The organism is Paenibacillus selenitireducens, from assembly GCF_002021565.1.
Taxonomy (GTDB): domain Bacteria; phylum Bacillota; class Bacilli; order Paenibacillales; family Paenibacillaceae; genus Paenibacillus_K; species Paenibacillus_K selenitireducens.
Map to the genome: position 1 here is coordinate 150,496 of NZ_MSZX01000001.1, position 21,260 is coordinate 171,755.

Sequence of the window (21,260 nt, forward strand, 5' to 3'; positions counted from 1 at the left end):
CATTTAATAGTGGGGTGCTATACTTCGAGTCAAACGCGAAAGAATGTGAGGAATCCTTATGTCTACCATTACATTAGTCCCTCAAGAAGCTGAAGCAACGACGGGGCCACATCGTTCCGAATCCAGCGTTGTCAGCCTGCCTAGTCCAAGTCCACTCGTACAGTCAGGTCATGTATCCATACGAAAATTCATCGTCGTACCTACCGTGCTGACACCAACACATACATGTAGAGAAGTTGTGCAAATGATTAGCCGCGGCATGGAAGGCGAGTGCCTTGTTGTCTGTGATGATACGACAAAGCAGCCGCTCGGGCTGCTGATGAAAGACCGTTTTTATCGATTTCTCGGCAAAAAATACGGCGCTGATTTGTATTATGAGAAGTCAATTATGAAACTGATGGACACAAAACCGTTGATTGTCGATATTCATCTGTCACCACAAGAAATGATCGACCGTGCACTGAATCGAGATGAGTTGAACATATACGATTGCGTGATCGTGACTGAACAAGGACGATTTATAGGCATTCTTACTGTAGGCGTTTTGTTAAAAATATCGCGTATCCTTCAACAGCAAGCAGCTCAGACCCAGTTGAAAACGGCGCGGGGAATGGAGGGGATGATCGATCAAATCCATATATCGGTACAGCAAGTGGCGGAAGCCTCGAATCACGGAATGATGCAGTCCGAACATATGGTGGATCTTACATTACAAGGTAAAAATGAGTTGGACCAAGTGTCCATTCTCTTTCAGAACATTGCCGAGCAGGCAACCAAACAAGAAAAGCATATTGTAGAGCTTCAGCAGAAGACAAGCTCTGTATCGGATATCACGCAATTTATTCGGGATATGGCGGAGCAGAGTAATTTACTGGCGGTCAATGCGACGATTGAAGCGGCAAGAGCCGGTGAGCATGGGAAAGGGTTCGCTGTCGTAGCAACGGAGATTCGCAAGCTAGCCGATGAGACGAAGCGTTCTGCCCAAGCGATTACGGAGATGATTGCCGAGATTGATACGGCGGTGAAAAGAACGGTACGTTATGTGCAAAGCGGACGCGCCGAGACAGGAAATAGCGCCGTGCTGGTCACAGAGGCGAAGGAACGATTCCAAGAGCTGTTCTATGCGGCGGGGGATCATCGGAAGCAAGTCTACGAAATTCATAATCATGCGAAGGTTGCCGATCATAAGACCAATGAAGTAACACAGTCGATTTCCCACATCGTGGAGCAGTTAAATAAACCCATCTGATTTACAAAAAATCAAAATTTACATTCCGTTAACAAATTCAATCAACAAGCTTAACATTCAAACCTTATGATTCAACTATAAACATTAACAACACAACCAGAGGAGATGTTATTACATGCTTACAAATAAAAAAAGAAATTTGATGATGATGCTCGTTTTGATATTAGCCGTTGCTTTAACTGCTTGCGGTGGAAAAAAAGATACATCAACTGGTGAAACATCCACAGGAACAGGTACTGAATTATCAGGGACGATCGAGATTGATGGATCAAGTACAGTATTCCCATTAACAGAAGCAGCAGCTGAAGAATTTGGCAAAGAAAATTCTAAAGTACGCGTATCTGTCGGCACAGCAGGAACAGGCGGCGGATTCAAACGTTTTGTCAAAGGTGAGCTTGCAATGGCGAACGCTTCTCGCGAAATCAAAGACAGTGAAGCAGAGGCAGCAAAGGCAGCAGGCATTGACTATACCGTGTTAGAGGTTGCTTATGATGGATTGTCCGTTGTTGTGAATAAAGACAACACTTGGGTAGACAAATTAACACTGGATGAGTTGAAGAAAATTTACGGTCCAGGTTCCACAGCGAAGACTTGGGCAGACGTTCGTGCAGGATGGCCAGCTGAAGAAATCAAAATCTACTCTCCAGGTTCTGAACATGGAACATTCGATTACTTTACAGAAGCTATTAACGGAAAAGCACAAGAAAGCCGCAATGACAAGCAAATCACATTCGCAGCAGATACGAATTCCATCGTATCCGGTGTAGAAGGCGATAAGAACGCGATCGGTTACTTCGGATTCTCTTTCTATGAAGAGAACAAAGATAAAATGAAAATTGTCCCAATCGATAACGGTACAAGTGTTGTAACACCATCGGCAGAAACGATCAAAGATAAATCTTATGCACCATTATCTCGTGCGCTATATGTCTATGCGAGCAATAAAGATTTGGCACGTCCTGAAGTGAAGGCATTTACTGAGTTTTACTTGAAAAATGTAGGCAGCTTCGCATCAGAAGTAGGGTTCATTGCACTTCCGCAAGAAATGTACGATGAGCAAATTGCTAAATTGAATAAATAAGTTATACCAGACCCAATTGTAAAGAAATGAGGCAGACACCATGAAGCAGGCGGAGGTACGCCAAGAAAAGACAAGCATCTCCTTCAAAAACAAAAAATCATACATCTTAGATCGCGTGATGCCCATCCTTTTGTTCCTATGTGCTGCGGTCTCGATCGTTACGACGATCGGGATCGTGTACACGTTGATGTCAGAGACGATCGGATTCTTCCGTAAAATACCGGTCTTTGATTTCCTATTCGGAACAAAATGGAGCCCGCTTATTGCACCGAAATCGTTCGGGATCCTTCCGCTCCTGAGCGGTACGATGTTAATAACGGTGATTGCTTGTGTATTTGCCATTCCAGTAGGTCTGGCGTGTGCAATTTACTTAAGTGAATATGCGCCAACGAAAGTTCGTAAGATTGTGAAGCCGATTTTGGAAGTGCTGGCAGGCGTACCTACAATTGTTTATGGTTACTTTGCACTTACGTTTGTAACACCGATGATTCGTATGATTTTCCCGTCAACTGGTGTGTTTAATGCACTCAGCGCAGGACTCGTCGTAGGGATTATGATTATTCCGATGGTATCTTCACTGAGTGAAGATGCGATGCAGGCTGTACCGAAGAGCCTTCGTAACGGGGCTTTCGCACTTGGCGCGACAAGATTTGAAGTCGCCTTGAAAGTGGTTGTACCTGCAGCATTCTCAGGTATCGTATCCTCCTCTGTACTGGCTTTCTCCAGAGCGATTGGAGAGACGATGATCGTCGCGGTAGCCGCGGGTGCTACACCGAAGTTATCCTTTAATCCGCTGGAAAGCATCCAGACGATGACGGGGTATATTGTACAAGTGAGTCTTGGGGATACACCGCACGGCTCCATTGAGTACGGAACGATTTATGCCGTAGGGATGACATTGTTCGTCATTACCTTATTGTTGAATATATTAGCCCTTTATGTCGCAAGACGATTCAGGGAGGAGTATTAGCATATGAGTATTTTACAAGATGCCAACCGACAACAGATTAGTAAACGCCGTAAAATAGATTTCATTCTGCACATCCTCTTTATCGCTGCGACAGCTATCGGGATTGTAGCCCTTATGGCCTTATTGGTGAACATTATGGTCGATGGTCTATCACGGTTATCACCCGAATTGTTTACGAATTACCCATCACGGATTGCTTCCAAAGCAGGTCTGAAATCCGCGATTGTGGGATCGATTTACATGGTACTGATCATGGCGCCGATCTCGTTCATTCTCGGTGTGGGCGCTGCCATTTATTTGGAAGAATACGCGAACAAAAATAAATTCACGCGGTTAATTCAATTGAACATCAGCACGTTAGCGGGTGTTCCATCGATTGTATACGGAATTTTGGGATTAACTTTGTTCGTACGCGGATTGGGATTAGGACGCAGTTTATTATCCGGTTCGTTGATTATGACGCTCTTGATTCTTCCGATCATTATCGTATCTTCGCAAGAAGCCTTACGTGCGGTCCCGAGACAACGTCGTGATGCCTCATTCGCACTTGGTGCGACGCGTTGGCAGACGGTTGCTGGATCCGTGCTTCCATCGGCAATGCCGGGGGTCCTTACCGGGGTTATTCTAGCGTTATCCCGTGCCATCGGAGAGACGGCTCCACTCGTTATGGTTGGTGCGTTAACCTTTGTTGCGTTCTTGCCAAGTGGGATTATGGATTCCTTTACGGTCATGCCGATTCAGATTTTCAACTGGATTTCAAGACCGCAGGAAGCCTTCCATGAGCTTGCGGCAGCAGGTATCATCCTCTTGCTAGCTTTGCTATTAATCATGAACTTTGCAGCGATTTTACTTCGCAATAAATACCAGAAAAATCTTTAATTATTTCCGAGGCATTGAAGGAGAGTAGAAACGTATGAATACGTTGATCGACATTAAAAACTTAAACTTGTACTACGGTACGTATCACGCACTGAAAGATGTATCCCTCACGATTCCGGAAAAAGCAGTTACGGCCTTTATCGGACCTTCAGGTTGCGGGAAATCAACACTGCTTCGCACCTTGAACCGGATGAACGACATGATTGCAGGTACGAAGATTGACGGTCGCGTGGAGATTACAGGCACAGACATTTACAGCAATGAAGTCGATGTCGAGACACTGCGTAAAAAAGTCGGAATGGTATTCCAGCAACCGAATCCTTTTCCAAAATCGATCTACGATAATATTGCGTACGGCCCGAGATTGCACGGAATTCGCAACAAACAGAAGCTGGATGAGATCGTGGAGCAAAGCTTGCGCCAAGCGGTGTTGTGGGAAGAGGTCAAAGATTTCCTGAAGCGTTCGGCATTCAGTTTGTCCGGCGGACAACAACAACGTCTATGCATTGCGCGTGCTTTGGCGGTTAACCCGGATATTCTCTTGATGGATGAAGCAACATCCGCATTGGACCCGATTTCAACCTTGAAAATTGAGGAGCTTGTTCAAGAGCTGAAAGATCGTTATACGATCGTGATGGTAACGCACAACATGCATCAAGCTGCACGTGTATCTGACCAGACGGTGTTCTTCTTGAACGGAGAAGTGGTAGAGTTCTCCGAAACGGAACAGTTATTCTCGAATCCAACCGATCAACGGACAGAAGATTATATCACAGGACGTTTTGGATAAAAATAAATCAAAAGATTTGTGGAGGAGAGACAATGCCAAGAAAAGAGTTTGACGCTGGACTAGGTGAACTTACCAAGCTGCTTGAAGGCATGGGCAATGCGACTGAGCAGATGTTGAAGGAGTCCATTGACGCCTTATTGCAGATTGACGTGAATAAAGCGCGCGAATTGATTCAAAGAGACGCTGAAATCAACAATATGGAAGAGCGGATTCTGGATGTGGGCTCCAAGTTGATTTTGACGCAGCAACCTGTAGCCAAGGATTTGCGCCGTATTCTGGTAGCCTTTAAAATCTCGAGCGACCTCGAGCGTATGGCTGACCTCGCTGTTGATGTCGCGAAAGTCGTCCTTCGTCTGGAAGGGCAGAAATTAGTGAAGCCGTTAATTGATATTCCTCGGATGGGCGAGACGGTTCAGCAAATGATCTTTGAATCCATTCGTTCCTATTTGGAAGAGAATGTGGATCTGGCTTATAAAATGTCCAAAGACGATGACATCGTGGACCAATTGTACAGTCAGATTGTCCGTGAATTGTTCACGCTGATGGTAGAAGATCCGAAGACGGTATCGCAAGCGATGCTGCTCACGTTCGTGGGACGTTACATTGAACGGATTGCCGATCATGCGACGAATATCGGAGAGAGCGTTGTGTTCCTCGTAACGGGGAAACGGCCGGAGCTCAATTAAGATGGAATCCCCTTGCCGCTTGTTGGTGAGGGGGTTTTTGCATGCACAGGGTAGGTGAAAATCTGATGTACTATTGCCGGTGGGGGGTATCCGATTCCGTCGCTGTTGAAATCAGGATCTTTGAATGGATGGTAGAGGTATGTTCCTGATTTCAAAGGCGATCGCTCCGCTCTCCATCGGACACCCCCCATCCTACTAGGGGATCAGATTTTCACAAGTGGATGAAAGTAACCCCCCTTGCCAAAGAGCGGCAAGGGGAAATGCGGGAAGGAAAGGAAAATCTGATGTAGTATTGTTGATGGGGAGTAGCCGACTCCGTCGCTGTTGAAATCAGGATCTTTGAATGGATGGTAGAGGTATGTTCCTGATTTCAAAGGCGATCGCTCCGCTCTCCATCGGACACCCCCCATCCTACTAGGGGATCAGATTTTCACAAGTGGATGAAAGTAAATCCCCTTGCCAAAGAGCGGCAAGGGGAATAGCGGGAAGGAAAGGAAAATCTGATCTAGTATTGTTGGTGGAGAGTACCCGATTCCGTCGCTGTTGAAATCAGGAACTTTGAATGGATGGTAGAGGTATGTTCCTGATTTCAAAGGCGATCGCTCCGCTCTCCATCGGGCACCCCCCATCCTTGCTATGTTGGATAAATCCAATAACTTTAACGGATTTGCCTACGTTTAAGCGTCTATATTGGATATTTCCAATAGAAAAGGATGAAAAATCCCAATAATGCTCAATTCTTGGCTCTTATCCTGGATAAACCCAACATAGATGAGTAACAATGCTCATCCGGACGTCCTATAATGCATAAATCCAACATAGCATCAAGGGGAGAAAAAACTGTTTGGTCGAATGATCGAGGGCACTGTACAACATATATTTTTAAGTACTATGATGTTTCCAATTAAAGAGGCGACTATTCGTTCGATTTTGAATGAAAAGTTGGCTCACTTTGTATCTATTCTGACTTAGATTCCTTCATCAAGGTCATTATTCGTTTGAGATTGACAGCGAATACTGCCATGGTATCTTGCTTTTGCATGCTTCCTTAGGTGGGCTCATCAAAACAACGAAGTACAAGATAGAAACCCCTTGCCAAAGAGCACAAGGGGATATCTATATAATCGTCATTCAATCTTCTGGTTATTATTGGTATAATAGGTTTGTTCATGGCAGGATTCAGCATCATGATACATTTTCCAGGTTGGGAGGGGATCCTGTTGAGGCGGGGTGCGATTTGTCTTTGTATGACGTTGGTAGCATTGCTATTGGTCGCTAGAAATCATCTGGGTCACACCATAGGTGATTGGCTATTTCGTTCCATAGGGCTGTCACCTTGGTCCAGAGGGGAGCAAGGGTTGCATTATCCCAATATCATCGGCATTATACTGCTGATCATAGGTATTACAGGAGCTGTGATCTATATTCGACCTTACTACCCAAAGATTCGTAGTCGGATGATTCTAGGTTCAATCGCGTTTTTGTTTCTTGCCCCCGTAGCTAGCGAGAAAGTCATGTTTTTGATCAAGCATGATGCTGCAAACGAATCCTCTTTCATCTATCAACAATTAGAGGGCAGAGATTGCCACATCGATCAGAATGAGGAAAACGTTAGCCGTGCAGAGTGCAAATTCACCTATTATAATTACGGGAAGGCAAGCGAGATTACGCTGAAACCTGTATTCGTATTGAATAAATTAGGTCTTGAGTTTGAACCGACGACATTGCATGTATCCCCGCACAGTAAGGGTAATGCTTCTGTTCTCTTCTATGAACCTAAATGGACGGAATCCGATCTTCAAACCTATGAAGAAATGAAGTTGGAGGTCCTAAAAGTGAAATAAATAAAGCTAGTAAAAAGCAGATGAAGGAGTGATAGCTCTTTTCTCATCTGTTTTTTTAGCATTCTAGAATGTATAACTTTTCGAGAGATTGCTGAAATCAAATTAGGGTGCAGGGAACGGATCGAGAAATGAACGGACACAGGAGACCTTAATGATGCCAAAAGCACTCAAAATGCAGGGTGAACGGACACAGCAGCTCTTATTATGCTAAACATAAGCTATATACCCATGATTCGAATGGAATAAGGGCATCTGTGTCCGCAACAACGGCTAATCTATGAGCATAGCAAACAATAAGGTCTCTCATGTCCGTTACACACAAAGAGCTTCTATAATTTGTCAAGATTTCGTATCTACGACAGCTGAAGCGCAAAACACCAACCCATCTCTCCTATCCACCAACGTATAGGTTCACACATTAAAGGACCGTCAGGTGATCCCCTGACGGTTTTTCTTATGCGTTGGCTATCAATTCACCCAAGTGAATTATATTTTATAAGAGAATATACGAATAAATAGATTGTGTTAAAAATATGTATATAGTAGATCTCCAATGTAAACGCTTGCGTAGGGGTAAGCCGAATGGAGCCGCAGTCCTATATGAGGAGGGTTAAAAATGACGAGCCGTACAAGAAAATTGTTATCGCTCTCAACCGCAGTATTATGTGCTTTTATGTTGTTTGGTTGTTCGAGCACGAAGGAAAATGCCGGGGAATCAGGCAACCAAGGTGACGGCGGTTCCAAGGCAAAGAAGACGATCACGATCACGTATCGGGATGACGGAACGGGGTCGAACGGGACGCTGTTCAAATGGATTACGGATGTAGCATCGCGATATCCGAATAAAGATGTAGAGGTGAAACCTACGCCGATTCAAGCTTCGGAAGGCGATTATTTTGCCAAAATTGCCTTAGCGCTCAAATCGAAGGATACCGCGCCGGACATCGTGACGGAAGATACCTTTATTCTGAATGCGGATGCCAGCGCAGGATACCTGGAGCCTTTGGACGACAAAGTGAAGGCTTGGGAAGATTGGAGTAACGGTTCTTTTATCGAAGCCATGAAAAAAGGGGTTACGGCAAGCGACGGCAAGATATATGGCGTACCTTACAATACGGACTCTCGTGGACTCTGGTACAACAAACAGATCTTTAAGCAGGTAGGTCTGCCTGAAGAATGGCAACCGAAGAATTGGGATGAGGTCTTAAGCGCAGCAAGAACCATTAAAGAAAAAGCAGGCAGCGACGTCGTTCCGATCTGGATGAACATGGGCAAAGCGACAGGTGAAGCGACATCCATGCAGACCTATGAAATGCTGTTATACGGAACGGGCGAACGCCTGTATGATGATGCAAGCGGCAAATGGATTACGAAAAGCCAAGGCATCACGGATGCGCTTAGCTTTATCGAAACGATTAATAAAGAGAAGCTTGGTCCGCCATTATCCAAAGTCTTGAACGGTCAAGCGGGCAATAACTCCACACGCGAATATCTGCCAAAAGGGAAGCTTGGAATTTCACTCGATGGTTCCTGGATTACAGGCAACTATTTGGAAGGCGGAGCGGCACCATGGCCAGAGTATAAGGATGTATTAGGCTTCGCGCCGATGCCGACGAACAAAGGGCAAGCGCCTGGGTCGATCACACTTGCTGGTGGATGGGCTTTATCGATTCCAAGCAATGCACAGCATAAAGATGAAGCATGGGATTTCATCAAGTTCGCGCTGAATAAAGAGAATACCCAGAAGCTTGTAGTCTCCTCAGGCAATATCACGGTCCGTGCGGATGTCGCGAAGGATCCAGGCTATAGCGGGATGCCATTCTACCAAATTGCGACCGATTATTTGAAAAATGCTGAATTTAGACCTGCACAGGATAAGTATCCTGAGGTATCCACACAAATTCAAACGATGGTGGAATCGGTCGCAACCGGCATGTCTCCTGCAGACGCGATGAACAAATATGCGACAGATGTCACTCGAATCGTAGGTCAGGATCATATTCTAGAGAAGTAAGGGTTCTTCGCTTGCTCAGGTCTATCCTGTCATAAGGGACACCTGAGCAAGCATTTTTTCTCCAGAGGTTCTGCATGGGAAAGGAGATTGATGCATGAGCAGTCTAGCCGTTGCACCCGCTCATAAGAAGCGAAGTACATACACGTGGCTTTTTTATTTATTGCCGTCGATTGCGATTATGCTTGTGTTCTTTATTTACCCGATCCTGTTAACCTTCTTCTATTCCTTTACGAATTTAGCGTTAACGGGGGAAGCAGCGAAAGCGTTGAAGTTCATAGGAATCGATAACTATGTTCGCATGTTCCAAGATCCAACGGTTCGAATCAGTATCTGGAACACGTTAGTCTTCCTCATCGGTTCGGCGGTCATTGGACAGCAGGTGCTCGGGTTTCTGATCGCGCTCCTCATGAAGCATAAGAACAAAATGTTCCGACGGGTCGTTGGCACCATTGTCTTAGCAGGTTGGGTTACACCGGAAATCGTGTGCGCATTATGTTTGTACAGTTTCTTTGGGGATGAAGGAACCTTAAATGCGATCATTTCGTTCTTCGGGATTCCGGAAGTTACGTGGTTATTCACAGTACCCATGTTGACCGTCATTATCGCAAATATATGGCATGGAACTGCGTTCTCGATGCTCGTATTCCAAGCTGCACTAGATGACGTACCGACAGAAATCGAAGAGGCAGCCGTAGTCGATGGCGCATCGAAGTGGCAGATCCTCTTTCGGATTACGATTCCATACATTAGAGAAACGATCACCACAAATATGATGCTTGTGACCTTGCAGACCTTAGGCGTATTCGGTTTAATCTATGCGATGACAGGCGGCGGACCGGGGACATCCACGACAACGATGCCGATTTTTATGTACAACCAAGCTTTTGTCAACTACCAGCTAGGGTATGGTACCGCTATTTCATTGTTATTGCTGTTGATTGGAATCGTGCTCAGTCTGTTCTACATTCGATCGATGAAAGAGTAAAGAATAAGGAGCGTTCGTATGAATCAGAAGCAACGCAAAATCTTATTTCGAATCTTACCGTATACGATTCTAACCTTTATCGGTATTTGTTTTTTGCTGCCGTTATTATGGGTGATGGTCGCTTCCGTAGATCCGAATGCGATGCAGTCGCTTAAGCTGCCGAAGCAAATCACGGGGTTAAACTACGTTGATGTTATCACGGATACAGCCAATCAACGGGCATTTGTGATCGGTTTACTCATGTCGCTCGGCCAAGCTGTATTGGTCGTTATTTTAGCAATTCTAGCAGCTTATCCGTTATCACGTTATCAATTAAAGTATAAGAAGCCTTTTATGCTGACGATTCTATTCATGACTTCGTTGCCGATTACAGCGGTGATGGTTCCGGTCTACCAATTATTCCTGACGTTAAAACTGTACGACAACATTTTTGGCGTTGTACTGTTCTATGTCGCGTCTTCGATGCCTTATGGCATCTGGATGCTCAAAAATTTCATGGATTCCGTCCCAGGCGACTTGGAAGAAGCAGCATGGGTTGACGGGGCTTCCGTATTCGTAGGCATTCGAAAAGTCGTCGCACCGTTGATGATTCCCGGGATTTGTACGGTTGCGATATTTACCTTCTCTGGAAGCTGGGGGAACTTTTTTGTTCCCTATATTCTGTTGCAGAACCCGGAAAAATTCCCGGCATCGCTCAAGCTGTATCAGTTCTTCGGACAATACGGGATGGTGGATTACGGCAGGTTAGCCGCCTTTTCAGTCATGTATGCATGCCCCTCCATCGTCTTGTACATTCTGTCGCAGAAATTCATGTCGAAAGGGTTTGGATTGCAAGGCGGAACGAAGGGGTAAGGGGTTGAAAAGAAAAAAGCAGTGGAAGGGAGAAGTAGAATCCCTTTTCACTGCTTTTTCTAAAAGATGTGGAATTACATCGTTTCTGCGAGAGATGCGCGATCCTTGGAGAAAAATCCAGATATCGCATAATAAGCTGCCCCGAGCAAGGTAGAGCGGGTCTCCAGCTGTGCGAATCGTATCGAGGAATGCTTCCGATGATAGGATAAGGAACGCGTAGCAACGGTCTGTTGAATCGCGCTCGTAATCCAGCGTTCCGCACGCATCATCTGGTTCCCGATAATGATAAGCTCGGGATTAAAGGTATTGATAATCGTGCTAATGCCGATCCCTAAATATTCGCCCATTTCGTAAAATCCGCGAATGCCGTCGGCTTCACCGGACGCGGACATTTGAACCAGCGTGTCGAAGTCGTATTGCGGATGGGAACTGGTGGATGCATAGAGCTCCCAGCAGCCTTTGTTGCCGCAGCGGCATTTGCGACCGTTCGCTTCGATCGTCATATGTCCCATTTCGCCGGATAATCCGGCAGCGCCGCGGAAGAGTTCCCGTCCGAAAATAATGCCGGTACCGATCCCTTCGCTGACGGAAATATAGACGATATTCGCCGCATCGCGACCTGCACCGTACTGCTGCTCGCCTACCGCACCTGCATTCGCTTCGTTATCTATGGTGACCGGAAGCTGGAAATGCTCGGAGATGAGTGCATTCAGATCCATGTTCTCCCATTGAAGATTTGGCGCGAACAAGATACGGCCTGTCTCATCTACGATTCCAGGCACCCCAATACCAATGCCAACGATGCCGTATCGGGAAGGGGGTGTAAGGTCAATCATGGATTGGATCGCAGCGAATAGCTCTTGCGTGACATATTCGATCTCTGTTCTCGCGAGCTTGCGAGACGCTTCTTCGACCATTTCACCGTTCAGGTTGGTAAGGATCGTGCGAATTTTGGCAACGCCCAGCTCAACGCCGATCGCATACCCTGCCGTTTCATGGAAGAGGAGCATGACGGGTTTGCGCCCGCCGCTCGACTTGCCTGTGCCAATTTCCAGTACAAATTCATTGTTTATTAATTCTGCGACAAGACTGGATACAGTTCCTTTATTTAATCCGGTCATTTTGGAAACGGCAGCACGCGAGATGGGAGATTGGTCCCGAATCGTATCGAGAACAATCGACTTATTGATTTTTTTAACGAGAAATTGATCGCCTGTCGTCTTCATAGAACCTCCAGTTAGTTTAACCAACGAATAATTAATATCGATGTAATATAGAATAAATGAGGTTGGAATAGAAAGCAACGCCATAGTTCATCCAGCTTGAAAAGCGGCTTGAAAGGTTTTCAATGATTTACTTAGTTTAATCAATAGACAAACTAAGTTTCGATATGTATACTAAAGCCATGAGAACGACAAATTTATTTGCGGAGGTCATGACATGGCATATTTTGAAGGCATTCATAACATTGCATTTGAAGGTAGAAGCTCTAAAAACCCACTTGCATTTAAACACTATAATCCTAAAGAAGTGGTTGCAGGCAAAACGATGGAAGAGCATTTACGGTTTGCAGTAGCTTACTGGCATACGCTAACAGCTGATGGTACAGACCAGTTCGGTAAAGGCACGATGGTTCGTAATTGGGACCGATACTCCGGCATGGATCTTGCTAAAGCACGCGCGGAAGCATCCTTCGAGTTCATTACGAAATTAGGCGTGCCATTCTTCGCATTCCATGACCGCGATATTGCGCCTGAAGGCGAAACATTGCAAGAGACGAACAAAAACTTGGATATCATCGTGGATATGATGAAGCAATTCATGAAAGATTCCGGCGTGAAATTGCTATGGAATACACAAAATATGTTTACGAACCCACGCTTCGTACACGGCGCAGGTACAACTTCGAATGCGGAGGTCTATGCCTATGCTGCGGCCCAAGTGAAGAAAAGCCTTGAAATCGGGAAAGAGCTTGGCGCAGAAAACTATGTGTTCTGGGGCGGACGTGAAGGTTACGAAACATTGTTGAATACAGATATGAAATTAGAGTTGGATAACTTGGCGCGTTTGTACTGGATGTCCATTGATTATGCCAAAGAGATCAGCTTTAACGCACAATTCTTGATCGAACCCAAACCAAAAGAGCCTACCAAACACCAATACGATTTCGATGCCGCAACAACCATGAACTTCTTAAGAACGTACGGCTTGCAGGATCACTTCAAATTGAACTTGGAAGCGAACCATGCAACGCTAGCGGGTCACACTTTCGAGCATGAAATCCGTGTTGCTAGTATTAACGGCATGTTAGGATCCCTGGATGCGAACCAAGGCGACATGCTTCTGGGCTGGGATACCGATGAATTCCCGCAAGATTTGACGTCCACCACATTAACGATGTATGAAGTCTTGAAAAACGGTGGCATTGGCCGTGGCGGCGTGAACTTTGACGCGAAAGTACGCCGTGCTTCCTTCGATCACGAAGACTTGTTCTTCGCTCATATTGCAGGGATGGATGCATATGCGAAAGGCTTGAAAGTAGCTGCGAAATTGATCGAAGATCGTGTGCTTGAGGATGTTGTAGCAAACCGTTACCGTTCATTCAACGATGGCATCGGTGCCGATATTGTTGCCGACAAAACCACATTGAAATCGCTTGAAGAATACGCATTCCAAAACAACCCGATTCGTAATGAATCCGGTCGTCAAGAGCAAATTAAAGCTGCCGTGAACGAATACTTGTTGTCCGAGTAGGCTTTACCTTGGGGAGAGATGACCATGAAATATGTGATCGGGATTGACTTAGGCACAAGCTCTGTCAAGACAATGCTTGTAGATAAGCTTGGTAACGTCGTGCACGAGGCGAGTGAGAACTACCCATTATTCCATGAAAAATCAGGCTGGTGCGAACAGCGTCCAGAGGATTGGGTAACTGGCACCGTAACATCGCTTCAGAAGCTGCTATCCGGTTCGAAAGTGTCAGCGGAGGATATCGAAGGGATATCCTTCTCCGGCCAAATGCACGGACTTGTCCTTTTGGATGCAAATCATAAAGTGTTGCGCAATGCGATTCTATGGAATGATACGCGTACGACAGCGCAATGCCGCTCTATTGAGGAAGCATTGGGAACGAAGCTGCTCGGGATTGCCAAGAACGCAGCCTTGGAAGGCTTTACGCTTCCTAAGCTGTTATGGGTGAAAGAATTTGAACCTGAAGTTTATGCGAAGGCGGAAGTATTCCTCCTGCCCAAAGACTATTTGCGTTACCGGATGACAGGGCATATTGCGCAAGAGTATTCGGATGCCGCGGGTACGTTATTGCTGGATATGATCGGCAAGCAATGGAGCACCGAGATCTGCCAGGCCGTCGGCATCGAGGAACGCATTTGTCCTCCCATCGTGGAATCGCATGCCTGTGTAGGGAATGTCACGGCAGAATTCGCGGCACAATCGGGATTAACCGTGAATACCAAAGTTTTCGCTGGCGGTGCAGATAATGCATGCGGAGCGATTGGTTCCGGAATTCTATCCGAAGGTCGTACGTTATGTTCTGTAGGCACTTCCGGTGTGATCCTTGCCTATGAGGAGAACAAGGAACTCGACGTCGCGGGGAAGGTACACTTCTTTAACCATGCGAAGCAAGACGCATTTTATGCGATGGGCGTAACCCTAGCTGCAGGGTATTCCTTGCAATGGTTCCATGATACTTTCTGTAAAGAATTATCGTTCCCTGATATGCTAGGCGGGTTGGAAGCTGCCGGTGTAGGCGCGAAAGGCTTATTGTTCACACCCTATTTGGTAGGCGAGCGCACGCCGCATCCGGATGCGGACATTCGTGGCGCATTTATCGGCATGGATGGATCGCACACACGTGATCATTTTGCTCGCGCCGTGGTCGAAGGGATTACGTTCTCACTTCGGGAGTCGTTAGAAATTCTTCGTGCAGCAGGCAAGACCATTCCATCGATCATTTCGATCGGCGGCGGTGCGAAGAACGAAACTTGGCTGCAAATTCAAGCCGACGTCTTCCAAGTTGAGGTTGTCCGGCTAGAGAGCGAGCAAGGTCCAGGCATGGGCGCAGCGATGCTTGCGGCTTATGGCTGCGGCTGGTTTCAGTCTCTTGAAGCTTGTGCCGATGTATTCTTAAAACCAGCGCAAACCTATCAACCGATTTCAGCGAATGTGGAGAAATACAACGAGCTCTATCGTTTGTACCAGCAAGTTTATCATCAGACGAAGGAACTATCCCAAGCTTTGGGGAGCTTCCGATAACACCTGTTAGTTCTATAGCCTCAGCCTTAGATCATCTAAGGCTGAGGTTTTTGTCGTTTCAGGGTGAAAAGCTGTGAAAAACTATGAAAATCGTCCCGATTCTTGTTGTATTTTGACTAATGAAACCCAATATATACCTTGTCAAAAATATGAAACCCATTTAAAATGAGGAAGGGAATAGAACAATATTTCCATTTTGAACAATTGTGCTAGGAAGGGGATTTTAGAGGCATGACTGATATCGCAGAAGAAAGAACGAGATTACTCGTCAAAGTAAGCCATTTGTACTATATCGATGGTTTGAACCAACAAGAAATTGCGGAGAGACTCGGAATTTCCAGACCGCAGATCAGTCGTATGCTGAGCGCTGCCAAGGCGCAGGGAATCGTTCAGATTTCGATTCGGAATCCTTACTCTGAAGAACAAATCTATGAAAGGGTGATCGCTGAAACCTTCGGAATCCATGATGTGATGATCATTCAGATGCCAGAAGAAGAACAGCATTTGGTCGATTTGAAGCTTGCGAGAGCAGGAGCCGCCCTTTTAGAATCCGTACTGAAAGATTACGACACCGTAGGGGTTATGGCAGGGAGAACTGTTTCAGAGTTGAGTAAGGAGCTGAATTACTTCAGTCGCAAACAGATGCAAATCGTTCCGCTGATTGGAGGCTGGGGCGCCGATGGAGCGACATGGCATGCGAATTCCAATGCACGTATGATTGGCGAGAAGCTTAAAGCCAAGTATATGCAATTGAATGCGCCGGCTATTGTAGCAACAGAAGAAGTGCGCGATACGATTGTGAACGAACCGGAGATTTCCAAAGTCGTAGACATGTGGGATCAGGTGAACGTGGCTATCGTCGGAATTAGCCAAATCACAGATGATGCATCGATTGTGAAGTTTGGATATTTCGGATCGAAGGAAATGGATGAAATTCGTTCCTTGGGCGCGGTAGGCGGTGTTTGTACTTCTTTTCTGGACGAGCAAGGCCAGGTGATTTCATATCCATCCGAGCCAAGATTGATCGGCATGTCCGCAGAGCATTTGCGTCGCATTCCGAATGTGATTGCAACCGCAAGCGGTCTGGACAAAGTACCGGCAATTTGTTCGGTTCTCCGCGGGAAATGGGTGAATGTGTTAGTAACCGATATGGTTACGGCGAAAGCGGTGCTCGAGTGGCATCAATCGCATCCTGTAACATCATAGTGAGATAGACAAAAGTCTTAACAACAGAACCTACTAGGGGGAAGAATAATGAAAAAAGCACTTTCCGTATTACTATCCATCGTATTCATTGTTAGTTTGGCAGCATGTTCCGGCGGCTCTTCAAGTAAAGACGGCGCGAAGAACATTTCCATTCTTACACCGTTCTTATCTTCCGTAACAACGAATGAAATGGTTGAAGCGTTGAAGAAGCAAGCAGAGGATCATGGTTGGAAAGCGAATGTGATTGATACCAAAGGGGATGTCGGACAATTAGCAAGCCGCATGGAAGATGTCATCGCTAGCAAAACCGACGCGATTGTCATTGTAAGTACAGACCCGAACCAATTGAAAGCACAAATCCAATCTGCAAAAGATAAAGGCATCCCGGTTCTGGGTTGTGACTCCGGTTATATCGATGGCATGACAATGAACGCAACAAGCGACAATACGGAAATGTCCAAGATGGTAACAACGCACTTATTCGATTCGCTTGGTAAAAAAGGTAACTTGGTCGTATTGACATACCGTGCGCATCCAGGTGTATTGAAACGTACATTGTTACTTGATGAGATGCTGCAACAAAATCCTGATGTGAAGAAAGTAACGGAAATGCAAGTCGAAGTACCAGGACCCATCGAAAGTGCACGTAAAGAAATGGAAAGCTTGCTTCTTGCGAACAAAGCAGAAGGCTCCATCACAGCAGTATGGACAGGATGGGATGAGCCAGCAATTGGCGCAGCTCAAGCGATTGAAGCTTCAGGTCGCAAAGATATTGTCGTTATCGGTATTGACGGTAACAGCCAAGCGGTTGATATGATCAAAAAAGGATCTCCATTGGTTGCAACGGTAAAACAAAACTTCCCTGGTATGGCTGAAATCGTAGCACAACAATTGGAGAACGTATTCCAAGGCAAAGAAGTAGAAGGCACAGAGTTGTATGCACCAGCTAGCTTAATTACAAAAGATAACGCGTAATACAGGCAACTAATCATACGGTGGTATGAACGTCAAGTGAGCGGCTGGTTTCCAGCCGCTCTCATTCTAAAAAACGAAGAAAACATAAGTTGCAAGGATACTTTGGAAGCAGAACAAGTTCCTGTTCGATGTGGAGGATGATCAGATGTCTTTGTTGGAAGTGAAGCAGCTAGATAAAAGGTTCGGTCTGCATCATGCGTTATCCCAAATATCATTGTCGATCGAAGCGGGCAAAGTGCTTGGCTTGGTCGGTGAAAACGGAGCAGGCAAATCAACATTTATTAAAATCATTACCGGCGTGTACGCGCCAGATGGCGGAAGCATCTATTGGAATGGACAGCTTGAGACGATCACCTCACCACGAGACGCGCATCGGTTGGGCATTCATGTGCTGCATCAAGACCGTCACTTAATTCCGGCCTTCTCCGGCTACGAGAATTTATATCTGGGGACAGATATACCACAGGTTAAATTCGGTCTTCGTATTCGTTGGCATGAGATGAAACGACGTGCGGAAGCTTTAAAGAAAGAATTAGGCATGGAGCTAGATCTGGATAAGACCGCGGAAGAAATGTCTCCACCAGAGCGTACCTTGCTGGAATTAATGCGTGTGATGATGCAGGATTGCAAGCTATTAATCCTGGACGAGCCCACGGCTTCTTTAACCGATCAAGAGACCGAAATTCTATTCCGTCTGATTCAGCAATTAACTGCGCAAGGCACAGCGATTTTATATGTGTCCCACCGGATGGAAGAGATCTTCAAGTTGTCAGATCATATTGCCGTCTTCCGGAATGGGAAGAATGCAGGGACATTGCAGCGGGAAGAGGCGAACTTGAACAAAGTCATTTCCATGATGACAGATACGGATTATCAAGCCGCTGCTACCCATGAACGGCAGGATGCGAGCATGAATCCCGTCTTATTGTCGGTGAACCAGCTGTCTACTGTCGACGGCCGTGTGAAGCCTTCCAGCTTGCAAGTCCACGCGGGTGAAGTGGTAGGGATATTCGGATTAGCCGGCGCGGGCCGCACGGAATTGCTTGAAGCTATCTATGGAACGCGCTCGATCCAGGAGGGTGAGGTTGTCATCTCAGGCAAGTCGCATCGTCGGATGTCACCGCAAAAGGCGCTGGAAGCCGGGATGGTATTTATTCCGGAGGATCGTAGATCCGAAGGGTTAGTGATGGGGATGACGATTCGTGAGAATATGACACTCCCTCGATTACAGCATTTCTCGTCAGGTCTCTATGTGAAGCAACGGAAAGAGAAACATGCCGTGAGACAATGGATGGAGAATATGAATGTAAAAGCTGTGGGCTCGGAGCAGACGGTAAGCGAGTTAAGCGGAGGAAATCAGCAGAAAGTCGTGTTCGCCAAAGCCTTGATGCATGAGCCGATTCTCTTCTTATGTGATGAAGCGACCCAAGCTGTCGACGTGATGACACGTGAAGAGATTCACCGTCTGTTACGAGAGCAAGCGAATCAAAATCGTGGTGTTCTGTATGTGACATCAGATATTCACGAAATATTAGATGTATGTGATCGAATTTATGTGTTGCGTGAAGGGTCAATCGTGTCGGAAATTGCCGGCGGCGAAGCTACTTCCGAACAACTCTTGCAAATTTGCTACAATCGATGAAAGGAAGAAACATGATGGAGACCACTAAAATAACAAAAACGTCCTCTTCTGTGCAATGGAGCAAATTGTTTCGGTCCTACGGCACCGTCATTGCTGGCATACTTATTATCATAATGTTTAGCGTTCTGAATCCAGGATCCTTTGCTACGCTGGATAATGCGATTAATATTAGCCGCCAAATTTCCTTCTTGGTTATTATTGGGATCGGGGCAACGATCGTCATGTCCGTCAGTGAATTTGATTTGTCCATTGGCGCGATGGCCAGTCTGGGCGGCGTTATCGCAGCTAAAATTATCGCAAGCGGCGGGCCGTTATGGATCGCATTTGTCGTACCTGTTCTTGTCGCATTGATCATTGGATTTATTAATGGTTGGATTGTTACGCAGTTCCGCGTATTATCCTTCATTACGACATTAGCCATGAGTACGGTACTTGGAGGATTTACATTCTGGTTAACAGGCGGGGCAACGATCTTTGAGAATATTCCCGACAGCTTCCGTTATATTGGTCAGAAAAGCTTAGGCAGTATTCCGATGTTATCGATCGTGATGCTGCTGGTTACAATCTTGTTCTGGTATGTGATGACCCAGACGGCTTTTGGCAGACGCCTATATGCCATTGGCGGGAACGAATCCGCATCGAGAATTGCGGGATTACGCGTGAAATGGAACAAAAATGCGGCTTTTGCGCTTGGCGCGGCGCTTGCTGCCTTAACCGGTGTATTAATGGCATCTCGTTTGGGATCGGCACACCCGACCGCGGGTAATGGACTATTCCTTCAAGCTTACGCTGCAGCATATCTCGGCATGACCTCCTTTAAAGAGGGCGTACCGAATATTTGGGGGACGTTCGTTGGTGCAGCTATTATCGGGGTACTTGCGAATGGGTTAACGATTATGGAAGTGCCGACATTTATGCAGGATGTTATTACTGGGGTGATCGTGATCGCAGCGGTGATCATGCAGCGCTTAGGGCGGAATGCGCAATGACAACATTCTTTTACAGCAAGAGGAATTTACAGTCGTGGCAGCGTATTGGTGAAGAGAAAGAAGCTTTATTGATTGGATATTTTGTTGCAGGAGACCCCGATATGGAGAAATCCATTGAAATTGCGCGAGACTCGGTAACGGCTGGGATTGATATTCTAGAGATCGGTATTCCGAGCGAAAATCCGTTCTTGGATGGCGCAGTGATTCAGCGTGGACATGCTAGGGTACAGCATTTAAGTGATGAAGCTCATGATCATGGGTGGTTGCTGACTTATATGCGACGCCTTCGGCAGGAAGTCGATCGACCGATCTGGGCGATGGGATATAAGAAGGAGCTTCTGGAAGAAGGGATTGCTTACCAGCTTGCGGAAGAGGGATTGATCGACGGCTTAGTGATGCCGGATACGAACATCGAAGAACAAAAGAAGGTACAAGCGAAGGTTGCTCCATTCGGCGTTGATATTGTCGGATTTGTCAACAATGCGATCTCGGATGAAGATATGGAGACGGTATGTCAGAGCTTAAATATTCTCTATGCACAGCTCTATACGGGGGCGACGGGAAATCCACTGGCAAGCTCCAGCAATAACTTGGCTGATTTGTATGACAAAGCCAGAACCTTTACCGATTCGGCGATGATTGTGGCAGGATTCGGGCTTCGTTCGCCGGAACGCGTGAAGTACGTCATAGATAGCGGATTTGAGGGAGCTGTCGTAGGTTCTGTGCTTGTAGCGCGCTGCGAGAACGGTGAACAGGATTATTTGTACCGATTAATCGCTGACATGAAGCAGAATACGGCCATCGAAGAGCTGGGGAGGGAATAACC

The 21,260-nt window shown here is 46.2% G+C and carries 18 protein-coding genes; 17 read left to right on the plus strand and 1 reads right to left on the minus strand.

Annotation, left to right across the window (positions count from 1 at the left end; genetic code table 11):
- The first annotated feature begins 58 nt into the window (after nucleotides 1-58).
- The 10 genes from BVG16_RS33635 to BVG16_RS00760 all read left to right on the plus strand — a co-directional run bounded on the left by BVG16_RS33635 (nucleotide 59) and on the right by BVG16_RS00760 (nucleotide 11,350).
- A complete protein-coding gene (locus BVG16_RS33635; RefSeq protein WP_078496627.1) occupies nucleotides 59-1,249 on the plus strand; it encodes a methyl-accepting chemotaxis protein in 1,191 nt (396 codons plus the stop codon).
- Between the two features lie 115 nt (nucleotides 1,250-1,364).
- Entirely contained in the window at nucleotides 1,365-2,330 is a 966-nt protein-coding gene (locus tag BVG16_RS00720) for a PstS family phosphate ABC transporter substrate-binding protein (RefSeq protein ID WP_078496628.1), read from the plus strand.
- Between the two features lie 40 nt (nucleotides 2,331-2,370).
- Nucleotides 2,371-3,300: a phosphate ABC transporter permease subunit PstC gene (gene pstC, locus BVG16_RS00725; protein ID WP_078496629.1), complete on the plus strand. Its 930-nt coding sequence runs from the start codon at nucleotides 2,371-2,373 to the stop codon at nucleotides 3,298-3,300.
- A 3-nt stretch (nucleotides 3,301-3,303) separates the two neighbouring features.
- Entirely contained in the window at nucleotides 3,304-4,179 is an 876-nt protein-coding gene (pstA, locus tag BVG16_RS00730; RefSeq protein WP_078496630.1) for a phosphate ABC transporter permease PstA, read from the plus strand.
- Between the two features lie 34 nt (nucleotides 4,180-4,213).
- Nucleotides 4,214-4,969: a phosphate ABC transporter ATP-binding protein PstB gene (gene pstB, locus BVG16_RS00735; protein ID WP_078496631.1), complete on the plus strand. Its 756-nt coding sequence runs from the start codon at nucleotides 4,214-4,216 to the stop codon at nucleotides 4,967-4,969.
- Between the two features lie 32 nt (nucleotides 4,970-5,001).
- Nucleotides 5,002-5,655, plus strand: coding sequence for a phosphate signaling complex protein PhoU (phoU, locus tag BVG16_RS00740; RefSeq protein WP_078496632.1), 654 nt, complete (start codon nucleotides 5,002-5,004; stop codon nucleotides 5,653-5,655).
- 1,187 nt (nucleotides 5,656-6,842) lie between these two features.
- Nucleotides 6,843-7,499 (plus strand): hypothetical protein, encoded by a 657-nt coding sequence (locus tag BVG16_RS00745; protein ID WP_144027253.1) that lies wholly within the window; start codon nucleotides 6,843-6,845, stop codon nucleotides 7,497-7,499.
- Between the two features lie 616 nt (nucleotides 7,500-8,115).
- On the plus strand, nucleotides 8,116-9,513 hold the full coding sequence (locus BVG16_RS00750; RefSeq protein WP_078496634.1) for an ABC transporter substrate-binding protein: 1,398 nt from the start codon (nucleotides 8,116-8,118) through the stop codon (nucleotides 9,511-9,513).
- A 94-nt stretch (nucleotides 9,514-9,607) separates the two neighbouring features.
- The gene (locus BVG16_RS00755) at nucleotides 9,608-10,498 is read left to right on the plus strand and encodes a carbohydrate ABC transporter permease (protein ID WP_078496635.1); all 891 of its coding nucleotides are present in this window, start codon (nucleotides 9,608-9,610) and stop codon (nucleotides 10,496-10,498) included.
- An 18-nt stretch (nucleotides 10,499-10,516) separates the two neighbouring features.
- Complete coding sequence (locus tag BVG16_RS00760) at nucleotides 10,517-11,350, plus strand: carbohydrate ABC transporter permease (protein ID WP_078496636.1); 834 nt, start codon at nucleotides 10,517-10,519, stop codon at nucleotides 11,348-11,350.
- Between the two features lie 74 nt (nucleotides 11,351-11,424).
- Here the strand turns inward: BVG16_RS00760 and BVG16_RS00765 are convergent, their stop codons facing one another.
- Nucleotides 11,425-12,576, minus strand: coding sequence for an ROK family protein (locus BVG16_RS00765; protein WP_078496637.1), 1,152 nt, complete (start codon nucleotides 12,574-12,576; stop codon nucleotides 11,425-11,427).
- Nucleotides 12,577-12,790: 214 nt separating this feature from the next.
- On the opposite strand from BVG16_RS00765, the gene xylA reads away from it, so the two are divergent.
- From xylA to trpA, 7 genes are all read left to right on the plus strand, one after another.
- The gene (xylA, locus tag BVG16_RS00770; RefSeq protein ID WP_078496638.1) at nucleotides 12,791-14,104 is read left to right on the plus strand and encodes a xylose isomerase; all 1,314 of its coding nucleotides are present in this window, start codon (nucleotides 12,791-12,793) and stop codon (nucleotides 14,102-14,104) included.
- Nucleotides 14,105-14,128: 24 nt separating this feature from the next.
- Nucleotides 14,129-15,622, plus strand: coding sequence for a xylulokinase (xylB, locus tag BVG16_RS00775; RefSeq protein ID WP_078496639.1), 1,494 nt, complete (start codon nucleotides 14,129-14,131; stop codon nucleotides 15,620-15,622).
- Between the two features lie 231 nt (nucleotides 15,623-15,853).
- Entirely contained in the window at nucleotides 15,854-16,828 is a 975-nt protein-coding gene (locus BVG16_RS00780) for a sugar-binding transcriptional regulator (protein ID WP_078496640.1), read from the plus strand.
- A gap of 48 nt (nucleotides 16,829-16,876) precedes the next feature.
- A complete protein-coding gene (locus BVG16_RS00785; protein ID WP_078496641.1) occupies nucleotides 16,877-17,803 on the plus strand; it encodes a sugar ABC transporter substrate-binding protein in 927 nt (308 codons plus the stop codon).
- 145 nt (nucleotides 17,804-17,948) lie between these two features.
- The gene (locus BVG16_RS00790) at nucleotides 17,949-19,445 is read left to right on the plus strand and encodes a sugar ABC transporter ATP-binding protein (RefSeq protein ID WP_078496642.1); all 1,497 of its coding nucleotides are present in this window, start codon (nucleotides 17,949-17,951) and stop codon (nucleotides 19,443-19,445) included.
- Nucleotides 19,446-19,456: 11 nt separating this feature from the next.
- Nucleotides 19,457-20,434 (plus strand): ABC transporter permease, encoded by a 978-nt coding sequence (locus BVG16_RS00795; RefSeq protein ID WP_233146854.1) that lies wholly within the window; start codon nucleotides 19,457-19,459, stop codon nucleotides 20,432-20,434.
- Nucleotides 20,431-21,258: a tryptophan synthase subunit alpha gene (trpA, locus tag BVG16_RS00800; RefSeq protein WP_078496644.1), complete on the plus strand. Its 828-nt coding sequence runs from the start codon at nucleotides 20,431-20,433 to the stop codon at nucleotides 21,256-21,258. Before BVG16_RS00795 ends, trpA begins: the two co-directional genes overlap by 4 nt.
- The last annotated feature ends 2 nt before the right edge of the window (nucleotides 21,259-21,260 follow it).